The sequence below is a fragment of the Sphingobium sp. SG1 genome (assembly GCF_057063145.1).
Window position 1 is genome coordinate 16515 of record NZ_JBVVOJ010000021.1, and the last position, 12810, is coordinate 29324.

General features: G+C 59.9%; 16 protein-coding genes. 9 read left to right on the forward strand and 7 right to left on the reverse strand.

The features are described from left to right. Positions 1–2: 2 nt before the first annotated feature. The 7 genes from trbG to AC0KVN_RS24445 form a co-directional block, all read right to left on the reverse strand. Entirely contained in the window at positions 3–986 is a 984-nt protein-coding gene (gene trbG, locus AC0KVN_RS24415) for a P-type conjugative transfer protein TrbG (protein WP_006964392.1), read from the reverse strand. Between the two features lie 17 nt (positions 987–1003). Further along, positions 1004–1723, reverse strand: a complete 720-nt coding sequence (locus AC0KVN_RS24420; protein WP_006964394.1) for a VirB8/TrbF family protein — start codon at positions 1721–1723, stop codon at positions 1004–1006. Next, the gene (locus tag AC0KVN_RS24425) at positions 1710–4289 is read right to left on the reverse strand and encodes a VirB4 family type IV secretion/conjugal transfer ATPase (RefSeq protein WP_006964396.1); all 2580 of its coding nucleotides are present in this window, start codon (positions 4287–4289) and stop codon (positions 1710–1712) included. Before AC0KVN_RS24425 ends, AC0KVN_RS24420 begins: the two co-directional genes overlap by 14 nt. Continuing rightward, positions 4286–4618 (reverse strand): conjugal transfer protein TrbD, encoded by a 333-nt coding sequence (locus AC0KVN_RS24430; RefSeq protein WP_026149854.1) that lies wholly within the window; start codon positions 4616–4618, stop codon positions 4286–4288. The genes AC0KVN_RS24425 and AC0KVN_RS24430 overlap by 4 nt, the downstream gene beginning before the upstream one ends. A gap of 18 nt (positions 4619–4636) precedes the next feature. Next, positions 4637–5017: a TrbC/VirB2 family protein gene (locus AC0KVN_RS24435; RefSeq protein WP_006964400.1), complete on the reverse strand. Its 381-nt coding sequence runs from the start codon at positions 5015–5017 to the stop codon at positions 4637–4639. Between the two features lie 13 nt (positions 5018–5030). Continuing rightward, on the reverse strand, positions 5031–5996 hold the full coding sequence (gene trbB / locus AC0KVN_RS24440; protein WP_026149853.1) for a P-type conjugative transfer ATPase TrbB: 966 nt from the start codon (positions 5994–5996) through the stop codon (positions 5031–5033). Between the two features lie 106 nt (positions 5997–6102). Next, on the reverse strand, positions 6103–6480 hold the full coding sequence (locus AC0KVN_RS24445; protein ID WP_026149852.1) for a helix-turn-helix domain-containing protein: 378 nt from the start codon (positions 6478–6480) through the stop codon (positions 6103–6105). Positions 6481–7017: 537 nt separating this feature from the next. On the opposite strand from AC0KVN_RS24445, the gene AC0KVN_RS24450 reads away from it, so the two are divergent. The 9 genes from AC0KVN_RS24450 (at position 7018) to AC0KVN_RS24490 (ending at position 12799) form a co-directional block, all read left to right on the forward strand. Further along, complete coding sequence (locus tag AC0KVN_RS24450; protein ID WP_019053948.1) at positions 7018–7257, forward strand: hypothetical protein; 240 nt, start codon at positions 7018–7020, stop codon at positions 7255–7257. 178 nt (positions 7258–7435) lie between these two features. After that, the gene (locus tag AC0KVN_RS24455; protein ID WP_006954207.1) at positions 7436–8203 is read left to right on the forward strand and encodes a GntR family transcriptional regulator; all 768 of its coding nucleotides are present in this window, start codon (positions 7436–7438) and stop codon (positions 8201–8203) included. Positions 8204–8542: 339 nt separating this feature from the next. Beyond that, positions 8543–8956, forward strand: coding sequence for an antirestriction protein (locus AC0KVN_RS24460; protein WP_006954205.1), 414 nt, complete (start codon positions 8543–8545; stop codon positions 8954–8956). A 104-nt stretch (positions 8957–9060) separates the two neighbouring features. Then, positions 9061–9324 carry a hypothetical protein gene (locus tag AC0KVN_RS24465; protein ID WP_006954203.1) on the forward strand — a complete coding sequence of 88 codons (264 nt, stop codon included), beginning with the start codon at positions 9061–9063 and terminating at the stop codon, positions 9322–9324. Positions 9325–9429: 105 nt separating this feature from the next. Then, on the forward strand, positions 9430–9759 hold the full coding sequence (gene kleE / locus AC0KVN_RS24470; protein ID WP_006954201.1) for a KleE stable inheritance protein: 330 nt from the start codon (positions 9430–9432) through the stop codon (positions 9757–9759). A 4-nt stretch (positions 9760–9763) separates the two neighbouring features. Then, a complete protein-coding gene (locus AC0KVN_RS24475; RefSeq protein ID WP_006954199.1) occupies positions 9764–10051 on the forward strand; it encodes a TrfB-related DNA-binding protein in 288 nt (95 codons plus the stop codon). Continuing rightward, positions 10048–10794, forward strand: a complete 747-nt coding sequence (locus tag AC0KVN_RS24480) for a ParA family protein (protein ID WP_006954197.1) — start codon at positions 10048–10050, stop codon at positions 10792–10794. Before AC0KVN_RS24475 ends, AC0KVN_RS24480 begins: the two co-directional genes overlap by 4 nt. A gap of 2 nt (positions 10795–10796) precedes the next feature. Continuing rightward, positions 10797–11819, forward strand: a complete 1023-nt coding sequence (locus AC0KVN_RS24485) for a ParB/RepB/Spo0J family partition protein (RefSeq protein ID WP_044663212.1) — start codon at positions 10797–10799, stop codon at positions 11817–11819. 347 nt (positions 11820–12166) lie between these two features. Continuing rightward, entirely contained in the window at positions 12167–12799 is a 633-nt protein-coding gene (locus AC0KVN_RS24490) for an IncP plasmid survival protein KfrC family protein (protein ID WP_044663213.1), read from the forward strand. The last annotated feature ends 11 nt before the right edge of the window (positions 12800–12810 follow it).

The window sequence follows — 12810 nt, forward strand, 5'->3', positions numbered from 1 at the left end:
GATCAGCCCCCCCTTGTGATGGTGACGCGCTCTTGGCGCTTGCCGACACCGGAGATGAGGACCGCTTGGTCAAAAATCTGATCGACAATGTAGCGGCCATCTTGGAGCCGGTAATTGACGATGGAGGTATCAGCCGCCTTGGAGACGCTGCCCCCGGCCCGGACGATCAGCAGCGATGGCGCTTCCGTCTGCTCCATCGCGTGCGGCATTTCGATGATGGTTTTGACGCCATCATTGTAAACCCGGACGGGCTTCCAGCGTGCGCGGCCGTCAACGCTATAGTGGAAATCGAGATTGGAGAGATATTCGCTCCCTCCCCTGCCCGTCCCGCGCGCGCCATCGGGCACCGCCATCGTGTTTTCGGCGCGCGCCGTGTCCGATCGAGCGCGGAAAGCGGCCCATTTGGCTTGCGCTTCATCGGGATAGGTGAACGCCACCCGCGACATGAATTGCGTCCGGTGCGACACCAACCGGATATGGTAGGTGCGGCGATCGGTCGTCACGATCAGCGTTGTATTCAAGTTCGCATCGAGCGGCTTGATGATAAGATGCTGGGTTTCGTTCGGCCCGGAATTGGAAACGGCCGGTTCGATCAGCCAGCGGGCGCTATCGCCCACGTTGACCGAATTGATGTTCTCGCCCGGCTGCAACTGCACATCGCAGATTTGCAGCACAGCACAGACCACGGAGGGTTCGGAGGTGCCGAAGGCGAACAATACCGCGCCTTCGGTGCCCGGCACCGGCTTGATGCCTTCGGCGCTTTCCGCCTGCCAGCGCCGCGCGATCGACAGACCCTCGCGCTGGGTGCGCGTCAGGTTCGGATTGCGCGGGCTGATATAGGCATTGGGATCTACTTGCGCCCCTCCCCCGGCAGGCATGGGCGCGTTCGCGGGCGGCATGTCGTCGGGAAGCGGCGGGCCGTCCTGCGCGGACGCGATCGAAGGCAGCGCCGCGAGGGCGGCGGCGAAATAGGCGATCTTCTTCATGTTGATTGTCCCTCCCATCAGAGTGTGCGCGACCAAGAGAAATCTTGGACGAACACGCCCAAGGGGTTTTGCTTAATTTGTTCCTCCGTGGTGGCCGAGCTGGGCGGCGCAACGCGGATCGTGACGAGCGCGCGCATTTTCGCCGGAGGCTGGATAGGCTGGCCTTGCCGATCGCGCTCCGTCTCGGTCCAATCGACCTGCCAAGAGGTCTTGGTTTGCTGAATTACCGAGGCGATTTCGACCGACACGGTTTCCCGCGCCGCGCGGGCGAAAGGCGTATTGTCGGGATTGCCGTTGAGATAGTCGGTCATCTTTGCCAACGCCGGATCGTTCGGCGCGAGCATCCCATAGACCCGGAAAATGGCTTGCTTTTGGAGTTCAACGTCAGCCGTCACCATGCGGGCCGACTGGATGAAGGAGCCGACTTGCGCTTGCACCACGCGCGCATCGACCGGCGAAGCCACATCGGCCCGCTGGGTCGCTATCGCGTCCCCCAGCGAGTCCACGCGGACCACGTAAGGGATGAATTTCGATTGACTGCCAATCGCTATGATGCCGCCGACAGCGGCGAGGACGATCAGCATCGAAAGGATTGCCATAGTCTGCCACAAGCGCCGCGAGGCAGCGATGCCGCCCACATGCTCATTCCATTGCCGCCGCGCGTTCAGGTAGGGGTTGGGATCAACCGGGGCGCTTTCCGCAGCTCGCCGCCCCCGCAGCTTGTCAAACAGACTCATGCAGCTTCTCCGAGGTATAGGGGGCCGCCGCCGCGCGGCCGATATTGATGGTGGATTCGACGCCACGGATGGCCAGCCACTCGTTGACCCATGCCGGGCCATAGGCCGCTTCAAGGGCCTTAATGGTGGCGATGGATTCCTTGTCGGTCGCGCCGACGAAGGACAGGGCCACGGGGCCTAGCGCCAGCTCAAAGAGCCGCCGCCCCTGTTCCGAGAGATAGTAATATTGGCGCTTGGGGATGGCCGTCGCCAAGATTTCAATCTGGCGTGTATTGAGGCCCATGCGTCTGTAGAGTTGGGCGGTATCGTCATCGCGCGCATAGACGTTCGGCAGGAAAATCTTGGTCGCGGTGGACTCCACGATAACGTCAAGGATGCCCGAATTTGCGGCGTCAGACAGGCTTTGCGTTGCCATGAGAACAAGGCAGTTGGACTTGCGCAGCACCCGGAGCCATTCGCGGATTTTGGCCCGGAAGGCGGGATGCCCCAGCATAATCCATGCTTCATCAAGGATGATCGCGGCAGGCTGGCCCTTCAAAGATCGCTCGATACGCCGGAAAAGATAGAGGAGGACCGGCAGCGCGTATTTTTCACCGAGGTTCATCAGCTCCTCGACTTCAAACACGGTAAATTCCGACAGGCTCAGGCCGTCATGTTCCGCATCGAGAAGATGGCCCATAGAGCCGTCCACCGTGTAGGTGCGGATCGCCTCGCGCACCGTTTCATCCTGAATCGTGACCACAAATTCAGAGAGGGTTTTGCCCCCGCTGGCGTGCATGTTGACGATGGCGTTGCCGATTTCGTTGCGTTGCGCGGGCGTGGTCGCCACGCCGTTGAGGGCTAGGATTGTGTCGATCCAATCCATTGCCCATGCGCGATCGGACTTGGTTTCGAGGAATTGGAGCGGGCAGAAGGCGAGTTTTTCGTCATCCCCGGCGACAGTGAAATGCGCCCCGCCCACCGCCTTCGCCAGCGGGTAGAGCGACAGGCCCTTGTCGAACGCGAAAATGGACATGCCGGGATAGCGGCGGAGCTGGGCGGCGAGCAGGCCGAGCAGCGTTGACTTGCCTGCGCCCGTGGGGCCGAAGATGAAGCTATGCCCCACGTCGCGGACGTGGAGATTGAGCCGGAACGGCGTGGAGCCGTTGGTGACGCCAGACATGAGCGGGGGCGAGCTGGGCGGATACATCGGGCACGGCGCATGATCGAGGCCGGTCCATATCGAGCTGGTCGGCATCAGGTCGGCTAGGTTCATGGTGTTGATGATCGGGCGGCGGACGTTTTCGACGCCATGCCCCGGCAGCGTGCCCAAGAACGCCTCTAGGTTGTTCACCGTCTCGATACGGGCCGCGAAACCGAGTGCGTTGATAGCCTTTTCAAGCTGGCGCGCGGCCTGTTCTACCTTATCGCGGCTTTCGTCCGTCAGGACGACGACGCCGGTATAGTATCCTTGTGCAATAAGGCCGGAGTTGACTTCCTCCAGCGCATTATCGGCATCGGCCACCATCGAAAGGGCGTCCTGATCTATCTTGCCGCTGTTGGTCTGGAAAACCTGATCGAAGAAGCCGCGAACCTTTTGCCGCCACTTTTTGCGGAAATCCTCAAGGTGTTTCACAGCTTCATGGAGGTCCATAAATATGAACCGCGTGGACCAGCGATATTCAATCGGCAGCTCGCCCAGCGCCGAGAGGATGCCCGGCGTCGATTCCATCGGGAAACCTTCGATCGCTACCGTCTGGACGAACTTGTTGCCGATGCGCGGGATTACGCCCGTCCACATTTCGACACCGCCGATGATGGAATCGAGATACATCGGGTTCGAGGGCAGCACGACCGGCTGATTTTTGCCGGTGACGCAGAATTGCAGCCACCGCAAAAAGTCGTCGTGCGTCACGGTCGAGCCGTCCTCATTTTCGACCTTGTGAGCGCGAAGGCGGGTCAGCTTCACGGCCGAGGACAGACGGCTTTCAAATGTGGTGATTTCGCGCTTGAAGCGTTCAACCAGGTCGGCCGTGCGTTGCTTGTTGTTCGGCCGCTCCCGATCGTCGTCAAACATCAGCTCGACAAACTTTTGCTCCGCTATGACCGGAGGGAAATAGGTCGCGGTAATGACGAAATAGCCCTCATACATGGTGCCGAGGGACTGGAATAATTCGCGCCTTTCCTGATCTATGGCGTCCGTCACCGGGTCAGGAAAATGCGACAGACCCGCAGCCGAGTAGGCGGCAGCAGGGCGGCGCGGCGCGTCAACGTGGATCATCCAGCCATTGCCCAGCCCGGCGAGAGCTTGGTTGATCCGAAAGCTGACCATATCGCGCTGGCGGTCGGTGGAGCTGGCGTTATCGTCGCCCTCATAAATCCACGCGGCCATGAACGAGCCGTTCTTGCCGACGATTACGCCATCATCGACCATCGCCCCATAGTTGAGCAGATCGGCAAGCCCTTCATCCTTGGAGCGATACCGGGCCAGCTTGCGTTCGGCCGCGTTGGCGAAGGACGCAAAGGCGAGGACCGCGAGCAGGGCCGCCCCGAAGATCGCTATGACGACAGCGATTGTCTGGATCATTTTTTCTTCCCCGGTTGCCGGTAGCGGCGGAATTGCAGGCGGCCGTTCTTGCGGAAGGGCGTGGAGTGAGCCGGGTAGTAGGGGCGATAGGTGCGGTGCCGCATGTAAACGAACCGCATCAGCGGGTCCGATTTCGCCATGAGACGACAGGCCCACACGCCTGCAAACCAGATCAGCAGGCCAGCGGCCCACGCCTTCAAGGAATTGATGGCCGGAACGATCAGCGCCATCGACGCTAGGCCCGTGAGCATGACCAGCTCGCGGTCCCCACCCAAAAACAGATTGTTGCGGACGCCAGAGCGGCGAATAGGCACTGATCGCAGAGCCATGTTGACCGGCCCTCCCCTTTAGCCTGCCAGCGCGGGCGAAGCGGTGCCGGTAATCACCGCACCGCCGCCCGTGATGGAGGACAGGACCGAGTTAGCGCCGACGAGCATCGAGGCGACGAGGACGATCAGCAACAGCGTTCGCACAAAGCCGTTGAGATCGCCGCCGAAGATCAGGACACCACCGGCAACGACGATGCCGACGAGGGCGAAGGTATAACCGACGGTGCCGGTCATCGACTGGCGCACCTTGGTCAGATAGGATTCGTAAGGCAGGCCGCCCGTGGTATCCGAGGCCCAAGCCGCGTGAGGCCAGAGCAGGAGCATGACGAGCGCCAGCCCCAGCATACCCCATATGAGCGCCTTACGGCGGGCGGCGGCGTCATTCCAAAACAACGTCATATGTCATGCTCCTTCACAGTTTGCGCAAAATGTATTTCCCATCCACGAAGCCCCCGACTTCCAGCAGGCTTTCAATGCGGCGACCCTCTGGCGTGCGCGCGATGTGGACGATCAAATGCACCGCATCACCAATCAGCGGCTCAATCGGCCGTGGTGAATCGGGGTGCATACTGATGAGCATTTGGAGCCTGCTAAGGCCCGCTTCGGCGTTGTTGGCGTGCAGCGTGGCCGCTCCGCCCTCGTGGCCGGTGTTCCACGCCATGAGCAGGTCGAGGGCTTCCGGGCCGCGCACCTCGCCCACTAGGATACGATCGGGCCGCATCCGCAGCGTGGTTTTGAGCAGCGCCGTCATGGTGATTTGCGGGGACGTGTGGAACTGGACGTAGTTTTCAGCGGCGCATTGAATCTCGCCGGTATCTTCAATGATTACGAGCCGTTCGGTCGGGTCCGCGTCCACCATCCCGTTGATAATGGCATTCACTAGCGTTGTTTTGCCGCTGCCGGTGCCGCCAATCACCAGAATGTTGCGGTGCGCGCGGATAGCCTCATGGATGAGGCTGCATTGCTCCGCCGTCATAATCCCGCCCTCCACATATTGTTCGAGGGTAAAGATCGCCACGGCGCGTTTTCGGATGGCGAAGGTCGGCGCGGGCACGACCGGGGGCATCTGTCCGGCGAAGCGCGAGCCATCTATAGGAAACTCGCCTTCCAGAACCGGGGAGGCCCGCGTCACTTCCTTGTTATGATAGCCAGCGACCGCCTTGATGATCGCCTCGGCCCGGCTTGGGGCGACCTTACCGATGCAGATCATGCGTTCGCCAAGGCGTTCCAGCCATAGCTTGCCATCGGCGTTCAGGATCAGCTCAACGGTCTTGGGGTCGGCAAGCGCATCCAACATAAGCGGTTGCATGGAGCGGCGAAGCATCTCCTTCGCACGCTCTTTTACCGTATCTTGAGCGGGTTCCCCCTTGGCCTCCATGAAGCACCGTCCCTGCCAAAACAAAATGGACGCAAGGGATATACCGGAATTTTCATGGAGGCAACCAGAACGATTGCAAAGAATTAGGTTCAGATTGGGGGGATTGTCAGGACCGACGCAACTTAGCGTGGGCAGCCTTGTGCCATTGTGCTATCTGAAACGCTTGATGATCCGTGACGATAGCGGAAACGCGCTTATAACCGGGAGGAAGCCCCAGCTTTTTATCTTCTTTTGATAAGGTATCGGCTAGGCTGGCGTCCCAGCCATCGGTGCCGATAGGCGGCGGTTCCAGTAGCGCGACGAGCGGGACTTCCAGAGCATTTGCGATGGCGGCGATTGTTTCGAGCGACGGGTTTCCCTTACCGGCTGTAACGTCAGATACGAAGGACACAGACAGCCCCGCGTTCTCCGCGAGGTCTTTTTTCTTGAGCCGTCTTAAGGCCAAGAAGCGGTTAATGTTAATCGCGAGAACCTTCCGATACACAGGTTCGGTTTCTTTCTTCCGCAAGGGGGTTGGTTTTAGCCGCTAAAATTCCGGGTAGCTGCGGAGGATATGCCGGAGCGCGCGAGAAAGGAAGCGGTATGACGCCGAATATGATTGTTTATAGCATCATTTTTGGACGAGCCGGGCCGAGCGCGCGAGCGCGCATAACGGGTGGCAGCGAACGGATTGAAAGAAGAAAGTGACGCGCGAGAGACAAGATCAGGCTTCCGCGTAATTCTCTTTGGCGTCCATTCCGTAAATGCTCGCAGGATCGAGCGCAGGCCCCAAGATGCTAATTGCCGATCAGATCGCGGCGACCAATTTTGAAAATTACGGCTGTAGCGCGTAGCTCGATAATGTAAGGCTATAGCTTCGATTCTTTCAGTTGGTAGGCCCAAGAAGCCACTCGTTGATGCTCTTGAACTGCGGACTTCGACGTAAACGCAGACCGCTTTTCTATATATGTCTTTCAGTCGCCAGCATATTTTTTCAGCACTGAATTGCCAGAACCTTTAATGTCCTTTAAGCCGGGGCATTATGGCGAATCATACGCAACTCAAACCCTCCACGCTGTCCCAGCGCAAACGCGCCAAGGCACAGAGCGAGCAGGGCTTTAAGCGCATGAGTTTGGCCTTGTCCCCTAAAGCCGTCGAGATCGTGGAGAGGGTGAAAGCCAGCAAGGGATTCACGTCCCGCGAGGCTGCAATCAACGCGATCCTAGAGCGGATCGGGGACGATATGTTTCTGCAACAGGAGTTTCTGGCCGTGAGTGGATAAGAAAATGCCCGGCTCGAAGCCGGGCACCCTCAAAACCGCTTAGTGGGACAGTGCGCCAACACTGAACCTACAGACAATTTCCCACTTAGCGGTTTTCGGACTTCGGTTCAAGGGCGCTTGATTCGCGCAACGGGATTTTTTTGCCTGTCTCCCGGCCCTTCGCAAAGGAGGGACGACGATGAGTGACACCAGAAGAAAAGGGCCGCTGGCGATCGGGGAGCTGACCCAGCAGCTTTTCGGCCGAGCCTATGGCGACCGTAGCCGGGGCGGGAAGCACATCACCAAGGCCCGCGTGCGCGGCGGCAGCAAGGAAGCCGGGAGCGACGTAGAAAAGGGCTTCCTCGCGGCGCGAGACACCAAGACGCGCAAGGGATGCTGGCGTGCGATCAATCTGGCGTTTGAAAAGGGCCGCGCCCTGCGCGCGGAGCTGCGGCGCGAGCCGCGCGAGATAACGCAGTTCGAGCACTATTGCATGAGCATCACCAATTCCACGATCCGGGTGTATCAAGCCCTGTTGCGGATGGAGGAGCGTTTCAGGGGCAACGTGGTGCCCAGCTATGAAATGATAGCCGAATGGGCGACCGTCTCTAGGGCCACCGTCGCAAGGGCCTTGAACGCCCTTACCAGCATCGGCTTGCTGGCGCGCCTGCGGCGCTACGTCCACACCGTCACAGAGGACGGGGCGCGATCAGAGCAGACCTCCAATGCCTATCGGGTGGAATTGCCGAGGATGCTTCTCGAATTGCTCGACCGGCGCAAGCGCCCTGCCCCGGTGCCCGACGACGAGGCCCAGCGCCTACAGGACCGGCTTGAAGATGAGGCTTGGATGCTCTCCCGGTTGAGCAAGGCCGATTACATACGGGAGACGACGACATGCAAGGCCACAGCGGAGGCCCTAATCAGCCTATGGAACGGCATTTGCGCCCGTGATGGCGTTGTTGCCTAGCCGTGAGTCTCATAATGGTTCTGAACCTCCCCTTGAGTTTATTTATCTAAGGTGATGCGGAGTTGCGCTAGTCGCGCAACACTTAATTGAGACTGTTTGAACACCAAAAAGGGGGTAAGGCTCCGATTTGGGGAGCTGACATGCGTGTCCATTCGGGGCGCGGATAGCGGCACTCTGTAAAACTGCGGGGCAGCGACCAAATATGCCTTGCGATGGAGGCCATTTTAGCGGCTAAAAGATTTTCATGGCGGGCGAGCGTAACTTGACAGCAACCGGGAAACTTCCAATATATCGGATATGGCCGGGCTATGGTGCCAAGGTCGAAACCGGAGAAGTCCGATGAGCAACAGAGAGAGAATTGCCGCCGTGCTGGTTGGCGAAGAAGACCGGATTATGTGCCTGCCCCGGCTGTTCGGGCTGGCGCGCATGATCGAGGTCGAGGCCGTCACCTATGGCTATATGTCCAAGCTATCCGCCGACTACACGGGCGCATATTGGCATTTCTACACCCTATCGAACGGCGGGTTCTACATGGCCCCCGGCGATCAGCCCCAATATCGTCTGGAATGGGACGGCAACGGCTTCTCTGGCGACGTTTCGGCCGACGCGGCGGGCCTTATAGCCACCCTGTTCATGCTGGGGCATATGCACGAAAAATACGGCGAGGATCAATTTGCCCAGCTCTATGCGTGGGCATCTGCCTATGCCGCCCAACATTCGGAAGCGGGGCCGATCGGTGCCGCGCTCGACTAGCGCCACAGGGGGGCAGCGTGCCCCCCTTCCCTTCCCTGCCTATCGGGCATATTCCTCATTCGGCCGCCATGAGGAGCAACGCCAGCGAAGGAACAGACGCGCGCATGATTGATGTTCGGCCAGATTGCCTATTGCCCGCCGATCAGGGGTGGCAGCAGCCGACGCCGGATGAGGTAAGGGCGGTCCTCAAAGCAGCGGACATGACAGGGGGCAGCGCGTCCAAGTTTCTAGGCTTGAGCAATACCCGCGTTATTCGGCGCTGGACGGGCGGCGACGATCAGATTCCCTATTCGGCATGGGCGCTGTTGTGCGCGGCTGCGGGCTTGGGAAATATTTGGGAACACCAGAACGACGATTTTAGCGGCTAAAATTATTGCCGTTCAGACTTTACGGGGGCTTGACACGGTTCGGGATGCTGTCATTATATCGGTTGTGACCGGGCAACCCGCCAAGGTCGAAACCGGAGTATTCCGATGAAGGCGAAAATTCCCCCGCTGCCCGCACGTTTTGCGGTCATGCGGCTTCCCAATCCTCCACCCGCATGGGAGGGCAACCGCGTGGATTACGTCATTGCGGCCGTCTGGACGTTCGGAGTCCTGATCTGGACCGTCGCGCGCTTCATCATCCCGCTTGTCGTATTCTGGCAGTTCTGCCGGATGCTCTGGTATTGGAACACGCCGGATGTTCATGCCGGTTGGCAGTTCCTCGCCTATTATGCGGTCTATATCGCCCTCTACATCTTCCTTGGCGTCTATGAGCCGAAGCTATACCGCGAGAAGAATCGCGGCAGGCGCAATGGATAAACGCTTGAGCGCGTCGGCCTTTGAGCAAGCTGCTGGACGGCTCAATATCGCGGCGCGTCCGCTCGACATGGCGCGCGCCGTTCTGGTGGACGGCGAGGCCCAATCGGCCGTGGCGAAGCGCGAAGGCGTGTCCCGCAATGCCGTTTGTCTGGCGGTCAACCGGATTTGGAACGCGCATAGCGAGGTTCCCGAAGGTTTCGAGCGTGTGACGGCGATTTTACCGAAACATAAAGCCTTCCTTGTGCGGCAATGGCAGCGCGAGGCGGTGGAAAGATTGGACGCCAAACGATGAAAACACTTGTCATAGCGAACCAGAAAGGCGGCGTTGGTAAAACTTCAACGACCGTTCATCTTGCCTATTACTTCAAAGAACAGGGGTTGAAGGTCGCAGTTATTGACTTGGACACCCAAGGAAATGCCAGCTTCACCCTTGGCGAATATGATAGCGGAGCCTTGGCGAGCGGCCTTTTCGATGCCGTGTCACAATTCGACCTGGCTAACGCCGAGGGGATTGCTGTCTTTTCCGCCGACGCGCGGTTGGCCGATCTTGAGAAACTAGATCTCGGTGCGGCTGCTGGCGCGTTCAAGCGCAGTCTGGCCGTGATCGAGGCGGAAGGCTTTGACGTGTGCCTGATAGATACCCCCCCTTCCCTTGGGGTCCGAATGGCAGCGGCGTTGCTATCGGCCGACTTTGCGGCCTCGCCCATCGAGCTTGAAGCCTACAGTTTGCAGGGCATTGAGAAGATGGTGACGACGATCGCCAATATCCGGCGCGCGAACCCGGCGCTGCAATTCCTTGGCATGATACCGAGCAAGGTTGATGGCCGGAATCCCCGGCACGGGCAGCACCTTGACGAGTTGACCCGTGCTTATCCCCAGTTGGTCATTCCGACGCCGATCGGAAACCGGAGCAGCGTTGCGGACGCGCTGGCGTCGGGCTTGCCGGTTTGGTCGATCAAACGGACTTCGGCGCGGAAAGCGGCGCAGGAAATGCGAGCGATGGCCCGCCACATTCAAGAAAAGATGGAGATTTGACGATGGCCGACAACACCGAGGACAAGAAGGCGGGCAAATCGTCCACCAAGGCCACGCAGAAGCCCGCGCAGAACGCCGGGCTAGGGTTGGAGGGGTTGGGCGACCTTTCGAGCCTCCTAGCCTCTCCTGCGGCCCCGGAGGGCGGTTCTGGCGCTCCGCTCGAATTGGAGCTGGCGCTGATTGACGAAGACCCGCACCAGCCCCGCAAGCAGTTTGACGAAAATTCGCTGGCGGAAATGGCCGAGACGATCAGGGCGCGCGGCGTGAAGACGCCTATTTCCGTTCGGCCCAACCCCAAGGTGGAGGGGCGCTATCTCATCAACCACGGCGCGCGCCGCTATCGCGCGTCCCTGTTGGCCGAGAAAGTGACAATTCCGGGCTTCATCGACCCTGATTATACCGAGGCCGATCAGGTCATTGAGAATTTGCAGCGTGACGCTCTCACGGCCCGCGAGATTGCCGACTACATCGGCCGCGAGCTGGCCAACGGGAAAAAGAAGGGCGAGATTGCCAAGGCCATCGGGAAATCCCCGGCCTTTGTCACCCAGCACGCGGCATTGCTCGATTTGCCGGAGCCGATCGCCAAGGCGTTCCAGAGCGGGCGTTGCAAGGACGTGACGTTGATCTATGACCTTGTGGGCCTCCACAAGAAGCATAGCGAGGGCGTGGCGCGCTGGCTGGCCGATGCCGATCAGGAGATTACGCGCGGATCGGTGCGGCTCTTGAAGGAGTTCCTTGAGTCCGGCTTGAGCGGCGAGGCCGAGGAGGAGGCGGGCGACGATGAGGGCAACGGCGGAGCTGGTGACGACGCCGGGGCCGAGGAGGAGAAGGAACCGAAAGAGGAAGACCCGCTAAAGCTGAAAAAGGCCATTGTGCAGGTTTCCCATAGCAAGCGCCCTGCCCGTCTGATCCTGAATAAGCGGCCCTCGCGCGATGGCGTGGCGTGGATCAAGTATGAAGACAGCGGCGAGGAAACCGAGGTCGATCTTGGGAAAGTGCAGCTTCTCGCGCTTCTTGAGGGGTAATATTTGGAGGTATCTATGGCTACCGACGATTGGCAACCTATCGAGACAGCCCCATCTGGTGTTGAAATCCTTCTCGCATGGACGACCGGCGACACATGGCGGCCATATAGCGAGGGCTGCGATTGGATATGGACTCGCGGCGAATTGACAAATGGGGAATGGTTAGACGGGCCGTGGGGGCAACCGAACTGGTGGATGGCAAATCCGCACCCTCCCCCCGACATGCGTTGAGTGACGCATAGCATCGAGTTGATGGCCCCGCGCAAGCGGGGCCTTTTTTGTGGCGCGGGAGGCTGGAAAATCGGATATAGTGCAAGCTCGAAATTTTAGCCGCTAAAGGAACGGCCATGCAGGACACGCCGATTGCAGACCCGGACAAGTTCTCACTGGACGAGGGAACGGGCGACCCACAGGCCGATGCCGACCGGCTGCTAGACGAGGCGCGCACGCTGGATAGTCAGGAAACGGCAGCTATCGCCACCGCGCCAACCGAGGAAACCTATAACGCCCAGCTACAGACGGTCATTGAGGAGAAGGTTGAGCAGGCGAACCAGATCGAGGACCGCCTAGAAAGCATGATGGAGCAGCAAACCGCCCGCTTGCAGCAAATCCAGCAGCAGCCCCCCGGCTTCCTGTCCCTGCCCGGCAAGCGCCAAGCATGGCAGGCCCGGATTGCCAATGCGCAAGCGGCCGTGCAGCGGATCGCGGTAAGGCTAGAAGCCGTGCGCGAAATCCGCGACGGTATGGCCGTTCACGGCCCGCGCGTGGAGACGATCGCGGCGGCCAAACTCGAATATCGAGAGCCGAAACTTGTCGATGATTTCGAGGAGCTGATGCAGGCGCGCCGGTTGCATGAGCTGCACATGCGCGCGGAGCGGGAGAAAGAGCAGATCAGGGAAAAGACGGTCGAGCGCGGGGCGGACGATCGGAAACCGTCAGGCCGCACGCTCGCGCGCGGATTGGCGAGAGACGGGGGATAGCGCGACCCACG

Bases quoted from the DNA above. Each gene is read 5' to 3' on its own strand.
- trbG (WP_006964392.1), bottom strand. From the start codon at position 986: ATGAAGAAGATCGCCTATTTCGCCGCCGCCCTCGCGGCGCTGCCTTCG.
- AC0KVN_RS24420 (WP_006964394.1), bottom strand. From the start codon at position 1,723: ATGAGTCTGTTTGACAAGCTGCGGGGGCGGCGAGCTGCGGAAAGCGCC.
- AC0KVN_RS24425 (WP_006964396.1), bottom strand. From the start codon at position 4,289: ATGATCCAGACAATCGCTGTCGTCATAGCGATCTTCGGGGCGGCCCTG.
- AC0KVN_RS24430 (WP_026149854.1), bottom strand. From the start codon at position 4,618: ATGGCTCTGCGATCAGTGCCTATTCGCCGCTCTGGCGTCCGCAACAAT.
- AC0KVN_RS24435 (WP_006964400.1), bottom strand. From the start codon at position 5,017: ATGACGTTGTTTTGGAATGACGCCGCCGCCCGCCGTAAGGCGCTCATA.
- trbB (WP_026149853.1), bottom strand. From the start codon at position 5,996: ATGGAGGCCAAGGGGGAACCCGCTCAAGATACGGTAAAAGAGCGTGCG.
- AC0KVN_RS24450 (WP_019053948.1), top strand. From the start codon at position 7,018: ATGGCGAATCATACGCAACTCAAACCCTCCACGCTGTCCCAGCGCAAA.
- AC0KVN_RS24455 (WP_006954207.1), top strand. From the start codon at position 7,436: ATGAGTGACACCAGAAGAAAAGGGCCGCTGGCGATCGGGGAGCTGACC.
- AC0KVN_RS24460 (WP_006954205.1), top strand. From the start codon at position 8,543: ATGAGCAACAGAGAGAGAATTGCCGCCGTGCTGGTTGGCGAAGAAGAC.
- AC0KVN_RS24465 (WP_006954203.1), top strand. From the start codon at position 9,061: ATGATTGATGTTCGGCCAGATTGCCTATTGCCCGCCGATCAGGGGTGG.
- kleE (WP_006954201.1), top strand. From the start codon at position 9,430: ATGAAGGCGAAAATTCCCCCGCTGCCCGCACGTTTTGCGGTCATGCGG.
- AC0KVN_RS24480 (WP_006954197.1), top strand. From the start codon at position 10,048: ATGAAAACACTTGTCATAGCGAACCAGAAAGGCGGCGTTGGTAAAACT.
- AC0KVN_RS24485 (WP_044663212.1), top strand. From the start codon at position 10,797: ATGGCCGACAACACCGAGGACAAGAAGGCGGGCAAATCGTCCACCAAG.
- AC0KVN_RS24490 (WP_044663213.1), top strand. From the start codon at position 12,167: ATGCAGGACACGCCGATTGCAGACCCGGACAAGTTCTCACTGGACGAG.